The organism is Pandoraea commovens (genome assembly GCF_024704525.1).
Classification (GTDB): Bacteria; Pseudomonadota; Gammaproteobacteria; order Burkholderiales; family Burkholderiaceae; genus Pandoraea; species Pandoraea commovens.
In genome coordinates, this window is record NZ_CP102780.1 from 4524014 (window position 1) to 4540626 (window position 16613).

Genomic DNA, 16613 nt, shown 5'->3' on the forward strand with positions numbered 1-16613 from the left:
ACGTGGCTGACGGCTACGCATGAAAAAACCCCGCCGGATCGCTAGACCCGGCGGGGTTTTTGTTTGACGGCAACCTAGCCGATCACGTTACGGTCGCGTCACGAGGCATCACTCTCCGGCTTCCATCCGCCACCCAGCGCACGATACAGCGCCACGTGATTAACGAGCACCCGTTGCTTCACGTCGATCAGTTGCTGCGCCGCGTGGAATTCGCTTCGCTGGGCGTCGAGCAATTCGAGATAGCTCGCCACGCCGTTCACATAACGACGTTTGGCCAGCCGCAGCCGCTCGCGTTCGCCATCGGACACACGCTTTTGTGCCTGATATTGACGCGAGAGCAGTTGCTGCGCTGTGAGCGCATCGTCGACTTCCGCGAACGCTGTCTGGATCGTGCGCTCGTACGAGACAACCGCCATCTCTTTGCGGACGTTCGCCAGATTGAGGCCCTGAATGTTGCGCCCGCCGCTGAAGATCGGCACGGTGATCTGCGGCATGAAGGACCACACGCCGGTGCCTGCGCCGAACAGATCGGAGAAGCTGGCGCTGGCGGTACCGATGTCGGTCGTCAGTCTGACCGACGGGAAGAACGCTGCACGCGCCGCACCGATATTCGCATTAGCTCCGCGCAGCTTCGCTTCGGCCTGACGAATGTCGGGACGCCGCATCAGCAGCGACGACGGCAAGCCCGCTGCGACCGGCACCACGAAAGCACCGTCGAGCGACGATGCCGCCGCAGGCTTCGCGCCGACGTCGCCAGTGAGCACCTGCAACGCGTGCACGATCTCGCTGCGCTGACGTTCACGTTCAGCGAGCGCCGCCCGCGCCACTTCGACCTGCGTCGTCTCCGTGTTCAGGTCGAGGTCGTCGACCAGTCCGCGCTCGGCGCGCAGACGAATGACGCGAATGCCGTCCTCACGCGCCGCCAGCACATCGCGGGCGTAAGCGATCTGCTCGTTCGCGGCGACCAGACCGATATAGGACGTTGCCACTTCCGCCACCAGACTCACTTGCGCCGCGCGTTGTGCTTCCTCGCTCGACAGATACTCCTGAAGCGCGGCGTCGCGCAGACTGCGCACGCGCCCGAAGAAGTCCAGCTCGAACGCACTTACGCCCACCGTCGCGCGCACGTCGTTGGCGACATAACCGCCCGGCATATTGCTTGCGCCATCGGGTTGCCCGGCCGAGCCGGAGTATCGCTGACGGGAGAACGCCCCGCCTGCCTGAACGCTCGGCAGCAGATTGGCCGACTCGATGCCGTACAACGCGCGCGCCTCCTGCACGCGCAGCGACGCCAGCCGCAAGTCGCGATTCTGTGCGAGCGCACGGCGAATCAGCGTCTGCAAGTCCGCGTCCGTGAAGACCTCGGCCCAATCGGCGTCGGCGGAGAGGGGATCAGCGAGTGCGAGATGCACACCGCTGCCTGTCGGCGCTTCGTACGTCGTCGGCATCGGCGCAGCCGGACGCTCATAAGTCGGCGCCATCGTGCATCCGGCCAGCAGCGCGAACAAGCACACGCCCGCCACAGTTATCCCGCGCATGCGGGGTCGAAACATCGTCATACCTTCCCCTCTACGGCCGGTGCGGCATCATTCGCGTCGTGCGGCGCATCCTTACCCGGATGCGAGCGGCGCACGAAGCGGCCCACCAGCAGGAAAAACAACGGCACCAGGAAGATCGCCAGCACCGTGGCCGTCACGATCCCGCCCAGCACGGCCACACCGATCGCGCGCTGCGCCCCCGACGCCGGGCCGGTCGCAATCGCCAGCGGCACCACGCCGAAGCCGAACGCCAGCGACGTCATCACGATCGGACGCAAGCGCAGTCGCGCGGCTTCCACTGCCGCATCGAACCATGTCATGCCCTGCTTCGCGAGATCGTTGGCCACTTCCACAATCAGAATGGCGTTCTTCGCCGACAGACCGATGGTCGCGATCAGGCCCACCTTGAAATAGATGTCGTTGGGCATGCCCATCAGACTCACGGCACCGAGTGCGCCGATCACGCCGAGCGGCACCACCATGATGACCGCCGCCGGAATCGCCCAGCTCTCGTAGAGCGCCGCGAGCGCGAGGAACACCACGAGCACCGACAGCGCGAACAGGATCGGTGCCTGCGCGCCCGACGCCCGCTCTTCAAGCGACTGACCGCTCCACTCGTGCCCGATGCCCGCAGGCATCTCCGACATCAGTTGCTCCATGCGCGCCATGGCTTCGCCGCTGCTCTTGCCCGGCGCCGATTCGCCCTGAAGCGTGAACGACGGATAGCCGTTATAGCGCTTTAACTGCGGCGAGCCGAGCTTCCACTTGAGCGTGACGAACGACGATAACGGCACCATCTCGCCACTGGCATTTCGCACGCGCAGATTGCCGATATCCTCCGGCGACACGCGCTGACGCCCGTCCGACTGCACGACGACGCGACGATTCTCGGCACCCAGCATGAAGTCGCCGACATACTCCGAGCCGAACATGGTGGCGAGCGTGGTGTTCACGTCGTCCATGTTGACCTTGAGCGCTTCCATCTTGCGACGGTCGATCGCGATGTCGATCTGCGGCACCTCGCCCTGCCCGGCAAAGATCACGTTCTTGAGCACGGGATCCTTGGCCGCCTTTTGCAGCAACTCGTCGCGCGCGGCGGTAAACACTTCCGTGCCGACACCTGCACGATCCTGCAAGCGCAGATTGAAGCCGTTCGACGAACCGAGTTCCGGCAGCGCCGGGCTGTTCATCGCGATCATCATGCGATCCGGCTGGCCGGTGAACTTCGCGTTCACGCGCTCGACGATGGCGTTCACGCCGTCATGCTTCGACGTGCGCTCGTGCCAGTCCTTGAGCGTGACGTACAACATGCCGCCGCCGGGGCCCGCGCCGAATTCGTTCCAGCCACCCAACACGAACACGTGCTTGACCGGCTCGTTCTGCATCAGATAGCTCTCGATGCGCTTGAGTGCCGTCATCGCCTCGGGCAACGTTGCGCCTTGCGGCTCGGAGGCCATCACCATGAAGCTGCCGGTGTCTTCCTCAGGCACGAAGGCCGACGGCAGACGCATGAACGCCAGCGGCACCGCGATCAGAATCGCGCCGTACACCAGCATCGAGCGCCACGGATGGCGCAGCGTCTTGTCGACCCGGCGCGTGTAGCGCTCGGTGCCCATCGCGAAGGTACGGTTGAACCAGCCGAAGAAGCCGCGCTTCTCGTGGTGGTCGTGCGCCACCGGGCGCAGCAACGTTGCGCACAGCGCCGGTGTCAACGAGAGTGCGAGGAATGCCGAGAAGCTGATCGACACCGCGAGCGTGACCGCGAACTGCCGGTAGATGTTGCCCACCGCGCCCGAGAAGAACGCCATCGGAATGAACACCATCACCAGCACCACCGTAATGCCGATGATGGCGCCGCTGATCTGCTTCATCGCCTTGACCGTCGCCGCGTACGGGGATAACCCCTCCTCGACCATGATCCGCTCGGTGTTCTCCACCACGACGATGGCATCGTCCACCAGAATGCCGATGGCCAGCACCATGCCGAACATCGTGAGTGTGTTGACGGAGTATCCGAGGCCCAGCAATACACCGAACGTACCCAGCAACGCCACCGGCACGACGAGCGTCGGGATCAGCGTCGCACGCAGGTTCTGCATGAACAGGTACATCACGATGAACACGAGCACGATGGCTTCGAGCAGCGTCTTCACGACCTTCTGGATCGACACCTTCACGAACGACGCCGTCTCGTAGGGCATCTGGTATTCGACGCCTGCCGGGAACAGCTTTGCCTGTTCGTCCATCACAGCGCGCACGGCCTTCATCACTTCGACGGCGTTCGAGCCTGCCGCGAGCTTGATACCCATCGCGGTGGCCGGAAGCCCGTCGACGCGCGACGAATAGTTGTAGTCCGACGCACCCAGTTCCACGCGCGCGACGTCACCCAGCCGGATGGCCGAACCGTCGGCGCGCACGCGCAACGGAATGCTGGCGAACTGCTCCGGCGTCGAATAGGTGGTGTCGGAGACGACGTTAGCGTTGATCGGTGCGGACGTCGGCGTCGAGCCAGCGCCGAGATCGCCGACCGTCACACGCGCGTTGTAGGCGCGCACCTTGGACACGATGTCCGAGGCGGTGAGATCGAGCGCGACGAGTCTGGCCGGGTCGGGCCAGATGCGAATGGCCTTCTCCGTCCCCCAGAACTGCACCTGACCGACGCCAGGCACGCGCTTGAGCTGGTTGACGACCTGCGACGCCGCCAACTCACCCAGATCGAACTCGCCGATGGCCGGATTGCGCGACGACAGTGTCACCACCATGTGGATGTTGTCGGCCGCACGTTCGACCTTCACGCCGTAGCGGCGCACGACTTCCGGCAAGCGTGACTCAACCGTCTTCAGCCGGTTCTGCACTTCCACGGCGGCCAGATCGAGACTAGTGCCCTGACGGAACGTGAGGTTGACCGACGACTCACCGTTACCGCTCGTGGCCGACGTGTACATCAGCCCCGGCGCACCGTTCATCTGACGTTCGATGATGGCCGTGACCGAGTCTTCGACGACCTTCGCCGAAGCGCCCGGGTAGCTGCTGTATACGCTGACCATCGGCGGAGCGATGTCAGGGTACTGCGCGACGGGTAGCGCCCGAATGGCCAGCAGGCCGACGAGCGTAATCATCAGAGAGATCACCCAGGCAAAAACCGGGCGATCGATAAAGAAACGAGCCATTTGGATTACGTCTCCGCATTGGAGGCCGGACTGCCGTTGCCCTGAGGCTTGGCGTCGGTGGACTTGGCGGTGTCTTCGCCAGCGTTCTTCACGTCCTTGGCATCTTTAGTGTCATTGCCTGCGACCTTGGTCTTGACCTTCATGCCGTCGGAGAACTGCGTCAGGTTCTGAACGATGACCTGCTCGCCGCCCTTGAGACCGTCCGTCACCAGCCAGTCATGACCTTCGATGGCATCGGCATGGACCTTGCGGTCGTGCACTTTGCCGTCGGCGCCGACCACACGGACGATGGCGCCCGCCGTCGTGCGCGTGAGCGCTTCGCGCGGCACACGCACCACGTTCGGGTTCACCGCGCCCTGCATGCGCACTTGTACAAACGCACCGGGCAGCAGCACGCCGTCCGGGTTCGGCAACAAGGCGCGCATGGCGATAGTGTCCGTGCCGGGGTCGACGGCCAGATCCGTGAAGAGCAGTTTGCCGGGCAAGGTGTACTCGCGCCCATCCGGCAGCGTGACGTGCACCTGCGGAGCGGCCGCCTCGTTGCCGTGCTCCAGCTTGCCTGCCCGCAGGTCGCGCGTCATCGCGTAGACCTGTGCGGCGGGTTGCGAGAAGTTCACGTAGATCGGATCGATCTGTTCCACCCGCGTGAGCAGTGTGGGCGAGTCGAGGCCGACCAGCGCGCCTTCGGTGACTTCCGCACGACGCACGCGTCCCGCGATAGGCGAGACGACGCTCGTATAGCCGAGGTTGAGTTCCGCTTTGCGTACTTCGGCGCGGGCGGCCAGCACTTCGGCACGCGTACGCGCTTCGGCGGCACGGGACTCGGCGTCTTCACGGGCGCTGATGGCACGCTCCTCAAGGAGACCACGATAGCGCTCGATCTTGTCTTTGGCGGAATCGTGTTCGGCTTGCGCCTTGGCGAGCGCACCGCGTGCGGCGTCGAGCGCAGCGGACAGCGGCTGCGGGTCGATGCGGAACAGCACGTCGCCCTTGGCGACCTTCTGGCCTTCCTGATATTTACGTTCCATGACGACGCCGCCCGCACGGGCGCGCACGTCGGCACTGCGGAACGCTTCGAGACGGCCCGGTTGCTCGGTCGTGAGCGGCTCGGCGCGACGCTCGACCGTGCGCACGACGGCCTCCGGTGTGGCGTCGGCTTCTTCCTTTTTGTCACGGCCAGAGCATGCGGCGAGAAGCAACACGCTGGCGATCAGAGTGGCGGAAACACCCGTCAGGACTCCGAAACGGGTACGGAGAGTTCGGTTATCGATTTTCGATGACATGTAAGCACGTTGGATTTACGACATCCGGTCAAGGGTGTCGCAACCGCGTTCGGTGCGCGGCGTCGAGCGACGGGCTGGCTGCAAGTGAGCCAGCGATGGGGGAGGACCGGGGGCCCCGCATCGCTCCGGAGACACCATGGGCGGCAGGTACGCGTTGCGCGAAGGAGGTCTATGCCCAAGACCACCGGACCGGGAGATCCGGTCGTCTGCCGCCAAGCCTATGTTGGCGTTTCAATCTGGCGTTTCATATTGGAGCTGCGCGATTCTCCCGCGAAATTGTTGTTAGAAAAAGTTGGAACCTATCTATAAAATGAATGGATGAACTGGACAATTGAACAATTGCGCTACTTTGTGGCGGCAGCGGAGGACGGCTCGATATCCGCTGCCGCCCGTCGTATGGGGAAAGCCCAGTCGGCGGTGAGCACGGCGATTTCGTTGCTCGAAGCGGATTTGGGATTTGAGCTATTCGACCGCAGCCGCCGAAACGCCCGCCTCACCGATCAGGGCGAGGTGATGCTGCTCGAAGCCAAGGAGTTGCTGCGGCAGGCCGAGGGGCTGAACCATCGGGCGAACGCGCTGGCGTTCGGCGAACAGCCCCAGTTGTCGCTGGCGCTGGACGAGGCGTTGCCGTATCAGGCCGTCAGCGAACTGGTGCGCGACCTCGCCTATCAGTTCGCCTACCTCGAACTGACGCTGCTCAACGGCACCTCGACGGAAGTCGCCGAGTACGTGGAGAAGCAGCGCGCGGATATTGGCTTTCACGTCGACCGTGGCGCGATTTCGTCGGCGCTCGGCCACAAGTACATCGGCTCGGCCGTGCAGGGCGTGTTCGTGGCAGGCGACCATCCGCTGGCCTATCGCGATCAGGTCACGCGCGGGGATCTCGCGAAATATCGTCAGATTCTGTTGCAAATGGACGACATTACGCCGTTGCAACTGAGTCCGTCGATCTGGCGGGCGGACAGCTCCTACGTCATCGCCAGCATGGTTGTGGACAAGCTGGGCTGGGCGGTGCTGCCGATCGATATTGCGGAATACGAAGATCTTCATGAACTTCGCTGCGACGATCTCGGTCTTCCTCAGTTACCGGTACGCATGCTCTGGCGGTTCGGTCGCGAACCCAACGATGTCATGCGCTGGTGCGAAGCACGTTTTGCCGAATTGCTGCGTGCGAGTGCGCCACAAGCGTGAGTTTGCGTGACAGGCAAGCAACGGCTTACGGAATCGCGGATTGCCACTCGTTGCTCAATCTGCGCGCCCACGGCGAGACACCGATGTTCTACGCCGCACGACTGCAACGGCTCGCCACGCTGCGTCTGCTGATCGATGCAGGTGCGGACCCTGCGATTGCCGACGACCGTGGCCGGGATTGTGTGGACATCGCCCGCGAACGGAAGCTGCCGAGCGATATCGTGGAGATGTTGGTGGCGTTGAAGGCGCGCATGCCTCGCGCAGAGGACTGACGACGCCTAACGAGGTGACTGACGCTGACGTGCCAGAAAGCGGTCCAGCTCACCGGCAAACGCCTTGCCGTCGCGCGGACTGAACGGGGCGGGACCGCCGGTCTCGATCCCGGCGGAGCGCAACTGGTCCATCATGTCGCGCACGGACAGGCGCTCTTTGATGTTCTCCGGCGTGAACCAGCTCCCACGCGGGTCGAGCGCACGCCCGCCCTTCTCGATGACCGCCGCCGCGAGCGGAATATCGGCGGTAATCACCAGATCCCCGGCTTCGACCATCTCAACGATACGCGCGTCCGCCACATCGAACCCCGGTGGCACCTGGATCGATTTGACGAACGGCGACGGTGGCGTGCGCAGAAACTGGTTCGCCACCAGCGTCACCATCATTTCTTCACGCTTGGCCGCGCGGAACAGGATGTCCTTGATGACTGCGGGGCAGGCGTCGGCGTCGACGAGGACTTGCATTTCAGGACTTTTCCGGGAGAGAGGCCGCCATGATACGGCAAGGCGAGACCGTCCCCAGTGATGGCCAATGCTAGACTCTGGCGCGACGCCGACCAACGGCACGCTTAGCGAGAGACTCATGTCACTGAATGTCACGTGTTTATGCGGAAGTATGTCCCTGGATTTGCATGGCAGTCCCGCCGCGCGGGCGAACTGCCACTGTTCGTCATGCCGGGACTTTTACGGCACGTCGGTCTTTTCCGCGACGGCGTGGGCGTCTGAGGCGGTCAGCGTTGGCGAGCGGGCCGGACGCACGTTCAAACATCCGGAAAAGCAGATGACGAAGACGTTCTGCGACGTCTGCGGCGAAGTCGTCTTCGGCACCAATCGCCTGGGCATGCGCGTGGTGCCCAACGCCCTCACCGCCCGCGCGACCGGCGGAAAGCTCGACGCCGCACTCGCGCCGACAATGCACCTGTTTTACCGGGAGCGCGTGGTGGATGTCGTCGACGACTTACCGAAGTACCTCGACGGCTGGGACGGCCCGACTTACGCCGCGGCGTAAGGTCTCCCGACGACGACAACGTGCAGCGCGGACATTCGGCCCCTGAGCCAACACGGCCATGCCCCACGCTCAGGTCCGCGGCTCCTGTTGTCTGACTTCTGGCGAATACGGGGCTTGTGTGACGCCGTGGTCATTGATATCAAAGGTCATCAAGTCCTCTCCAATGACGAAATTCCCGCGATAGGCCGCCTGAACGCGCTCACGCAACTCATCCACGGTGGCACGCGGAATGTCCGGACGGCTGTAAAGTGAAATGTGGGCAAACACCGCCAGCTTAGGTTGGGCTTCCGAAAGAATGCGACCCGCACTCTCCGGGCTGGCGAGATATCCGTAAAAGTGATTGACGTAGTCCGGTGCGGCCCGTTCGAGTGCGCGACTGCCAATGGCGACGCTCTGAACCATGAGGTCGGCATGCTTCGAATGTGCGACAAGGTTTTCGGAGTAAGTCGTGTCGTCGGTAATGACAACGGCGTGTCCGCCGTATTCGATGCGGTAACCGAAATCCGGTTTGACATGACCGTGCTCGATCAGGAAGGCCGAGACCTTCACCCCATCCTTTTCATAGACGATCCCAGGCTCGACTCGCTTTGCGTGGATATGCGTCGCCGGCTCGACCACCTCGCCTTCCAGCATTCGCATCCGGTTCTGGTCCTTGAACATCAGCTCGATGCCACGCGCCACGTTGTCGATGCCATCGGGTCCAAACAGGGTCATCGGCGTTTTGAGACGTCCGTCATCGGTCGGAAGCGGCGCGGTGGCATAAAGGTCGGGCAGCCCGGTGATATGGTCTGAGTTCAACAGACTGATGAAGACGGCGGAGATGTCACGCAATGGAACCTGCCGCTGATGCAGGCGCATCGCTACGCCCCGGCCGGCATCGAACAGCAGCTTTTGTGTACCCGCCTCCACAAGCACGCTGATCCCGAAGCGATTGATGTTCAGTATCGGTGTGCCGGTGCCGAGAAGCGTGACGCGCATCGTTTCAGCACTCGCCGAGGTACTCCCTATTGCGCTCAGCAGCGCCAGGATCACGCCACATTTTCGTAGCATCTTCTGCATACGGGGTCTCCGATTGGTTTGATTTATCGAACTATTTGCGCATGTAGAATTGCACGACCCTTCCGCGCGTCAGTAATGCTTTCTTTTTGGGGACTGATAACTTCGCGATATCAGGGTATTCCATGCCACCAGTCATAGAACGACATCTTCTCGCCCGCCTGAGGGCACGACATCTGGCATTGCTTGTCGCACTGGCGGATACGCTCAGCATTCACCGTGCGGCCACGCGTCTTCACATGACGCAGCCTGCCGCGAGCAAATCGCTTCGCGAGTTGGAGACGCTGTTCGGCACACGATTATTTGATCGTCATCCACGAGGACTCAGGCCCACCGCTGCGACCCAGATCGTTATCGATCGTGCGCGGATCATGTTGACTGAGATGCAAAAGCTCGGCAGCGATCTTGAACTGATCTCCAACGGTGCCCTCGGAAAAGTTCGCGTGGGCATCATGCCGGTCGCGATTCCCGATTTTCTGAGCAAAGTGCTGACGCACTTATCGAAGAATGCGCCCGGCGTAGTGGCGGAGTTTCATGAAGGGTCGATCGACTGGATGCTCGGCGGATTGGCTCAGGGCAAGCTCGACTGCGTTGTCTGTCGACTAGGCGAAGGGACTGCAGCGACCCATTTTTGTCGGGAAGCGCTGTTCGAGGAGAGCGTTTGTATCGTCGCTCGTCATCACCATCCTCTGGCCCGGCGTAAAAAGATCACACCGGCGATGCTTGCATCCGCCGACTGGATATTCCCGGGCGGCGATGCACCATTGCGGACGTCAATCCGGCAATTCTTCGCCGACCATCTGACGACGGTCCCGATACCCAGGGTGGAATGTGTCTCGGTGCTTGCGAATCTGCAAATGCTGCAGGACACCGATTGGCTCGCGTTTCTTCCCCGGCCGATTGCCGTCCAATATCAGCGGCTCGGCGTCATCGCCATCCTGAACGCACCGGGCGAATGGCCCATGCCAGCCGTGGGTCTTGTGACGCGCGCGGAGACAAATCAAACGCCAGCGCTGGACGCGTTTGTAAGCGCTGTACGGCACGTGGGGGCCGACATCGCCACAATACGCGCGAAGGCCGACTCGTCAGACCACGACAGTACCGGGAATACACGACAGGCCAGACGTCGGCCAAGTTGAAGCACGTCAAATTTGCTGGCCTGCCCAGAGGGATTCGAACCCCCGACCGTCGGCTTAGAAGGCCGATGCTCTATCCAACTGAGCTATGGGCAGTGCGTGATGGCGGCGATCGAGTATCGCTGCCGGAGAGACTCGGGGGGCTGAGTGCACGTGAAACGTGCGCCACATCCGAGTAATCGGCGATTATAGCGCACGTACAGGCCAGTTTCATGCGCGGCGCTTCGGGAGTTGTCCCCTTTGCGTGCCATCTCGTTCGCATCTAGACTTCAGGTGTGGAGGAACGCGCTCATGAACGAGATCGAACGCGAACAACGCTTTGGTGCGCACAACTACTCACCCCTGCCCGTCGTGCTCTCGCATGCCAAGGGCGTCTGGGTCTGGGACGTCGAGGGCAATCGCTATCTCGACATGATGAGCGCCTATTCCGCCGTCAGTCACGGGCACGCGCATCCGCGTCTCGTCGCCGCGCTCACCGCACAGGCGCAGCGCCTCGCCGTCGTCTCCCGCGCTTTCTACACCGACCGCCTCGGCGCTTTTCTCGAACGCCTCTGCGATCTCACCACGCTCGGCGGCGCCCTGCCCATGAACACCGGCGCGGAAGCCGTCGAAACCGCCATCAAGGCGGCGCGTCGCTGGGGCTACAGCGTCAAGCGAATTCCCGCCGAGCGCGCCGAAATCATCGTCGCCGACGGTAATTTCCACGGGCGCACCACCACCATCGTCGGCTTCTCGTCGGAACCCGCCTATCGCGCCGACTTCGGGCCGTTCGCACCCGGCTTCATCCGCGTGCCGTATGGCGACATCGACGCCGTGCGCGCCGCCATCACCCCCAACACCTGCGCCGTCCTGTTCGAAACCATTCAGGGCGAAGGCGGCATCGTCGTGCCGCCCGACGGCTTTCTTCGCGGACTGCGTCAACTGTGCACCGAGCAGAACGTCCTCATGCTGCTCGACGAAATTCAATCGGGTCTGGGACGCACCGGCCGATGGTTTGCCTATCAGCACGAAGGCATCGTGCCGGACGGCATCATGCTCGGCAAAGCGCTTGGCGGCGGCTTGCTGCCCGTGTCCGCTTTCGTCGCGCGACGCGACGTCATCGACCTGTTCGAGCCGGGCAGCCACGGCTCGACGTTCGGTGGCAACGCGCTTGCAGCCACCGTCGCGCTCGAAGCGCTCGACGTCATGGCCGACGAAGACCTACCGGGCAGAAGTGCGGAGATGGGCGAATACCTGCTATCGCGCCTGCACGCGATTCATTCGCCGCTGATTCGGGAAGTGCGCGGACGCGGCCTGTGGGCTGGCATCGAAATCGATCCCGCTCGGGCCGACGCGCACGACCTCTCGATGCGGATGCTAAGACGGCGCGTACTCGCCAAGGAAACTCGCTCGACAGTGCTGCGTCTCGCGCCGCCACTCGTCATCGAACGTGCGGAAATCGACAGTTGTATCGGCGCGCTCAAGGCGGTGCTGGCCGAAGCCGAAGGGGATCGCTGAGCCACGTCTCAATGACATCAATGGCATCAATGACCTCAATGCGCCGACGACTTCGACCAGAGATTCATTACCAGTACCCCGGCGATGATGAGCGCCATACCGAGCAATGCCGGTGCGTCGAGCTTCTGACCGAAGAGCACGCGTGACGCAATCGAGATGAGCACGATACCCAGTCCCGACCACATTGCATACGCGATGCCCACCGGGATCGTGCGCAGCGTGAGCGACAGCATGTAAAACGCAATGCCATACCCGACGACGACCAGCGCCACCGGACCGACGCGTGAGAATCCGTCGGATGCCTTCAATGCCGACGTCGCAATCACTTCCGCCACGATTGCCACCAACAGGTACACATACGCCATCGACACTCCTTTCGCTTTCGCGCTGCCCGGTTCAAGGCCGGTCATCTTAACCGACGGACTTGCTCAGCGCCGCTCACGTCGCGCGTCCTCCTGTGCAACACACTGTGGCCGAAGGCGCGTCCCCCCCATTGCAAAATTCGCTTGCAAGAATGTCTTGCCAAAGCGCCCGACGCCGCGCTACAGTCGCCGTCACGGTGTGGCCAGCACACCGGCGTCGCTCGGACGGTTCCGGGCGCTTACGTTCCAGGGTTCAACATGTCCAGCTCTCAGGGCTCGCGCAGCTTTGCGCGCATCAATCGTCTTCCCCCGTACGTTTTCAACATCACCGCCGAACTGAAGATGGCCGCGCGCCGTCGTGGCGAGGACATCATCGATCTGTCGATGGGTAACCCCGATGGGGCCACGCCGCCGCATATCGTCAATAAGCTCGTCGAAGTCGCACAACGTCCCGATACCCACGGCTACTCGACCTCGCGCGGCATTCCGCGCCTGCGTCGCGCCATTACGCGCTGGTACAAGGACCGCTACGACGTCGAACTCGACCCCGAGCGCGAAGCCATCGTCACCATCGGTTCGAAGGAAGGCCTCGCCCACCTGATGCTCGCCACGCTGGATCAGGGCGACACGGTGCTCGTGCCGAATCCGTCCTACCCGATTCACATCTACGGCGCAGTGATCGCCGGTGCGAACATCCGCTCCGTGCCGATGACGCCCGGTATCGACTTCTTCACCGAACTTGAACGCGGCATTCGCGAAAGTCATCCGAAGCCCAAGATGGTGATCCTCGGCTTCCCGTCGAATCCTACGGCGCAATGCGTCGAGCTGGAATTCTTTGAGCGCGTTGTCGATCTCGCGCGCAAACACGACATTCTCGTGGTGCACGATCTGGCCTATGCCGACATCGTGTATGACGGCTACAAAGCGCCGTCCATCATGCAGGTACCCGGCGCGCAGGACGTCGCCGTCGAATTCTTCACGCTGTCCAAGAGCTACAACATGGCCGGGTGGCGTATCGGCTTCATGGTCGGTAACGCGGAACTGGTCGCGGCACTCGCGCGCATCAAGAGCTATCACGACTACGGCACGTTCACGCCGGTTCAGGTCGCAGCCATCGCCGCACTCGAAGGCGATCAGACGTGCGTCGAGGAAATTCGAGAGCAGTACCAGCGCCGCCGCGACGTGCTCTACAAAGGACTGACGGAAGCAGGCTGGGCGGTCGATCTGCCGAAAGCGTCGATGTACATCTGGGCACGCATTCCCGAACCGTACCGTGCGCTCGGTTCGCTCGAATTCGCCAAGAAGCTGCTCGCGCAGGCGAAGGTGTCGGTCTCGCCGGGCATCGGCTTCGGCGAGTATGGCGACGAATACGTGCGCTTCGCGCTGATCGAAAACGAGTCGCGCATCCGTCAGGCCGTGCGCGGCATCAAGCACATGTTCCGTGAAGACGGGCTGGTGCAGCCGGTCACCGCATAACGATAACGGTAGCCGTCGAGTACGACGAAAAAAGGGGGACGCATCGGATGCGTCCCCCTTTTCGCTTTCTGCCACCGCTTACACGCTCAGGCTGGCAACCACTCCTGCAACGTCACCTCGATGGTGATAAACGAGAGATTGCCGCCGCGCACGAAGCGTCCCGCAAACATGCGGCCTTCGGTGTCCGCCACCATGCCGTGCAGCATCGGCATGGCACTCGCTGCCCCAGGACGCGCATCCACCTCGCCGAATACATTGAGGATCTCCACCCCTGGGCCGTTCACCACCTGCTCGCGCCAGCCGTCGCCAGCGCGAAACGCCAGCCTCGCATCGATCAGACTCCCGACCGCACCACGCACAATCGCGCGCGCAATCGAATGCTCGGCGCACAGCGCTTCGATGCTTTCCGTCAGATCCTGATTCGGCTTCAGACGTGCCACCACCAACCTGCCCAACGTGCCATTCTCGATGGCGACGGGAACATCCAGCGCGACACTCATGACAGTTCTCCCGCCACCGGACGCAACAGATGAAACCGCGTCTCCTCGTCGTCCCCCGTCACGTAACCGCCGTGCGCAAAGAGACAAAGACGAATCACCACCGGCTCGTCTCCGGCCCACGTGTGATCGAGAATCAGATGCCCGCCATGCAACTCGCCCGACGGATCGGAAAAGCCCGCATGGCAGTGCATCAGCGTCGCGCCGTCGGCCGTTCGGCCCACGGTAATCGCGCCGCCGATCAGATCGACTTCGCGCATCTCGTCGACCGGCTGACCATAGCCGAAGGGACGATCCGCATCCGTCGTGTTCTCGATCATGTGGTACCGCAGACCTCGCGCGGTCCCCGCACAGAAACGCCCGACGCCGCCGCCGTACGCATAGCGGGATAACGCCGCGCGCAAAGCCTCGCCGAGATTGGCACCAGTCCGGATCGTCACGCGCAGTTCGTGCTGCCCGCTCAACACGCAGTCTTCCACACGGGGTAACGTGGGGGCGCCAGCATGTCGATAGACCCGTGAAAGCGCAGGTTTCATAGTCGATAGTCTCCTTGCTCTTCGAGCATCGTCTTGATTTGCTTCTTCACGATCTTGCCGTAGCCCGATTTGGGCATGGCACTCCAGAACACGAAGCGACGCGGCCACTTGTAGCGGGCAATACGCGCTTCGAGATGTCCGAGCAGTTCATCGGCCTGAGCGGCCATGCCTTCCCGGGCGACCACCACCGCGAGCCCGCTCTCGCCCCACTTGGGGTCGGGCACGCCAAGCACCGCGCACTCCGACACGCACGGATGCGTGAGCAGCGCTTCCTCGATCTCGCGCGGGTAGACGTTCGAGCCACCCGAGATGTACATGTCCGAGGCCCGGCCCGTGATGTACAGGAACCCCTGCGCATCCACATGACCCAGGTCGCCGGTGTGGAACCAGTCGTCCTTGAACGCCTTGGCGTTGGCGTCCGGATTGTTGTGATACCCCATGAAGACGGCCGGACCGCGCACGCAGATTTCGCCCGACGCGAACGCCGGCTGACGCTGCCCCTGCTCGTCCAGAATCGCCACCTCCATACCGGTGCGCGGCACCCCGCACGTGCCGACGCGTGCATCGGGCGCATCGTCGTCATCGCTATGCAGCCACGGCGGCAGCACCGTGATGTTGCCCGTCACCTCGCCCAGTCCGTAGTACTGCACCAGCACGCGGCCCAGCTTCTGCAACGCGTACTTCTGATCGGCGCGGTACATCGGCGCGCCCGCGTAGATCACGAAACGCAGCGAGCTATGGTCGTAGCGGTCCACCGCCGGATCTTCCACCAGCATCTTGACGATGGTCGGCACCGTGAACATGTTGTCGACCCGATGGCGCTCGATTGCCTGCCAGACCTGTTCCGCGTCCATCTTCTCGCCCGGCAGCAACACGCTGGCCGCACCGCGCGCCGTGTTGACGATGGCATGAATGCCCGCGCCATGCGAGAGCGGGGCGACGACCATCGAGCGGCTGCGATACGTGATGCCGGGCATCAGATCGGCCAGATGGTTGGTGACGACGAACGCCATCTGCCCATGCGAGAGTACGCCCGCCTTCGGATGGCCGGTTGTGCCCGAGGTGTAGAAGAACCACAAGGGATCTTCGTACTCCACCTCCTCCTCGTACCCGTCTGCGCCCATGTGTTCGGCAATGAGCGTCTCGTAATGCAGCTCGCCCGCACGCGGCGCACCGAGGGCGATGACGTGTCGCAATGCGGGCGACGCCGCCCGTACCGCATCGACGTGGCCTTCGAAACCCGCGTCGTAAATCATCACGCAAGCGCCGCTCGACTGCCCCAGATACGCCGCTTCGGGGGCGGTGATGCGGAAGTTCGTCGGCACCCACACGGCCCCGAGGCGAAACGCAATCCACGCGCTCTCGAAAATCGGCAAGTTGTTACGCGAATGCACGAGCAACTTGTCGCCCTTCTTCACGCCGAGCTTGCGCAGCGCGTCGACGGCAGCGTTCACGCGGGCGTCGATCTCGCCCCACGTCGCTACGTTGTCGCCGACGATCAGACCGGCTTCGTCCGGGTGCCGGCGTGCGACGTCGGCCAACAGCCGGCCGAGGTTCATAACCTTCTTGAGCATTTCTCGTCTCCTTGAT

Annotated in this window: 15 protein-coding genes and 1 tRNA gene; 6 read left to right on the plus strand and 10 right to left on the minus strand. The window is 62.9% G+C overall.

What is annotated here, in order from left to right; genetic code table 11:
- Window positions 1–98: 98 nt before the first annotated feature.
- From NTU39_RS20360 to NTU39_RS20370, 3 genes are read right to left on the minus strand one after another with little or no spacing between them, the layout of a single operon-like run.
- A complete protein-coding gene (locus NTU39_RS20360; protein ID WP_246184548.1) occupies window positions 99–1538 on the minus strand; it encodes an efflux transporter outer membrane subunit in 1440 nt (479 codons plus the stop codon).
- Window positions 1539–1555: 17 nt separating this feature from the next.
- On the minus strand, window positions 1556–4708 hold the full coding sequence (locus tag NTU39_RS20365; protein WP_150664262.1) for a multidrug efflux RND transporter permease subunit: 3153 nt from the start codon (window positions 4706–4708) through the stop codon (window positions 1556–1558).
- Between the two features lie 5 nt (window positions 4709–4713).
- Window positions 4714–5991, minus strand: a complete 1278-nt coding sequence (locus tag NTU39_RS20370; RefSeq protein WP_150664263.1) for an efflux RND transporter periplasmic adaptor subunit — start codon at window positions 5989–5991, stop codon at window positions 4714–4716.
- Window positions 5992–6309: 318 nt separating this feature from the next.
- On the opposite strand from NTU39_RS20370, the gene NTU39_RS20375 reads away from it, so the two are divergent.
- Together NTU39_RS20375 and NTU39_RS20380 are read left to right on the plus strand one after the other, a co-directional pair.
- A complete protein-coding gene (locus NTU39_RS20375) occupies window positions 6310–7182 on the plus strand; it encodes a LysR family transcriptional regulator (RefSeq protein ID WP_174984620.1) in 873 nt (290 codons plus the stop codon).
- Window positions 7179–7454, plus strand: coding sequence for an ankyrin repeat domain-containing protein (locus NTU39_RS20380; RefSeq protein ID WP_257958429.1), 276 nt, complete (start codon window positions 7179–7181; stop codon window positions 7452–7454). The genes NTU39_RS20375 and NTU39_RS20380 overlap by 4 nt, the downstream gene beginning before the upstream one ends.
- A gap of 6 nt (window positions 7455–7460) precedes the next feature.
- Here the strand turns inward: NTU39_RS20380 and NTU39_RS20385 are convergent, their stop codons facing one another.
- Window positions 7461–7919 (minus strand): YaiI/YqxD family protein, encoded by a 459-nt coding sequence (locus NTU39_RS20385; protein WP_257958430.1) that lies wholly within the window; start codon window positions 7917–7919, stop codon window positions 7461–7463.
- Window positions 7920–8070: 151 nt separating this feature from the next.
- Between NTU39_RS20385 and NTU39_RS20390 the strand changes: the two genes are divergently transcribed.
- Window positions 8071–8463: a GFA family protein gene (locus tag NTU39_RS20390; protein ID WP_373275325.1), complete on the plus strand. Its 393-nt coding sequence runs from the start codon at window positions 8071–8073 to the stop codon at window positions 8461–8463.
- A 69-nt stretch (window positions 8464–8532) separates the two neighbouring features.
- Here NTU39_RS20390 and NTU39_RS20395 read toward each other — a convergent pair whose 3' ends face one another.
- Entirely contained in the window at window positions 8533–9522 is a 990-nt protein-coding gene (locus NTU39_RS20395; RefSeq protein WP_150664267.1) for an MBL fold metallo-hydrolase, read from the minus strand.
- A 122-nt stretch (window positions 9523–9644) separates the two neighbouring features.
- Between NTU39_RS20395 and NTU39_RS20400 the strand changes: the two genes are divergently transcribed.
- Window positions 9645–10658 (plus strand): LysR family transcriptional regulator, encoded by a 1014-nt coding sequence (locus tag NTU39_RS20400; RefSeq protein WP_150664268.1) that lies wholly within the window; start codon window positions 9645–9647, stop codon window positions 10656–10658.
- A gap of 16 nt (window positions 10659–10674) precedes the next feature.
- On the opposite strand, the gene NTU39_RS20405 is transcribed toward NTU39_RS20400, so the two are convergent.
- Window positions 10675–10751: transfer RNA gene (locus NTU39_RS20405), tRNA-Arg, on the minus strand.
- A gap of 195 nt (window positions 10752–10946) precedes the next feature.
- Between NTU39_RS20405 and rocD the strand changes: the two genes are divergently transcribed.
- Window positions 10947–12152, plus strand: coding sequence for an ornithine--oxo-acid transaminase (gene rocD / locus NTU39_RS20410; protein WP_150664269.1), 1206 nt, complete (start codon window positions 10947–10949; stop codon window positions 12150–12152).
- A gap of 35 nt (window positions 12153–12187) precedes the next feature.
- Here rocD and NTU39_RS20415 read toward each other — a convergent pair whose 3' ends face one another.
- Complete coding sequence (locus NTU39_RS20415) at window positions 12188–12517, minus strand: DMT family transporter (RefSeq protein WP_046293992.1); 330 nt, start codon at window positions 12515–12517, stop codon at window positions 12188–12190.
- Between the two features lie 255 nt (window positions 12518–12772).
- Here NTU39_RS20415 and alaC point away from each other — a divergent pair, with 255 nt between their 5' ends.
- Entirely contained in the window at window positions 12773–13990 is a 1218-nt protein-coding gene (alaC, locus tag NTU39_RS20420; RefSeq protein ID WP_150664271.1) for an alanine transaminase, read from the plus strand.
- Between the two features lie 86 nt (window positions 13991–14076).
- Here the strand turns inward: alaC and NTU39_RS20425 are convergent, their stop codons facing one another.
- The 3 genes from NTU39_RS20425 to NTU39_RS20435 are packed head-to-tail and all read right to left on the minus strand — an operon-like array spanning window position 14077 to window position 16597.
- On the minus strand, window positions 14077–14490 hold the full coding sequence (locus tag NTU39_RS20425; RefSeq protein ID WP_150664272.1) for a PPC domain-containing DNA-binding protein: 414 nt from the start codon (window positions 14488–14490) through the stop codon (window positions 14077–14079).
- Window positions 14487–15023: a PPC domain-containing DNA-binding protein gene (locus NTU39_RS20430; protein ID WP_246184549.1), complete on the minus strand. Its 537-nt coding sequence runs from the start codon at window positions 15021–15023 to the stop codon at window positions 14487–14489. Before NTU39_RS20430 ends, NTU39_RS20425 begins: the two co-directional genes overlap by 4 nt.
- Window positions 15020–16597, minus strand: coding sequence for an acyl-CoA synthetase (locus tag NTU39_RS20435; RefSeq protein ID WP_257958431.1), 1578 nt, complete (start codon window positions 16595–16597; stop codon window positions 15020–15022). Before NTU39_RS20435 ends, NTU39_RS20430 begins: the two co-directional genes overlap by 4 nt.
- Window positions 16598–16613 lie beyond the last annotated feature (16 nt).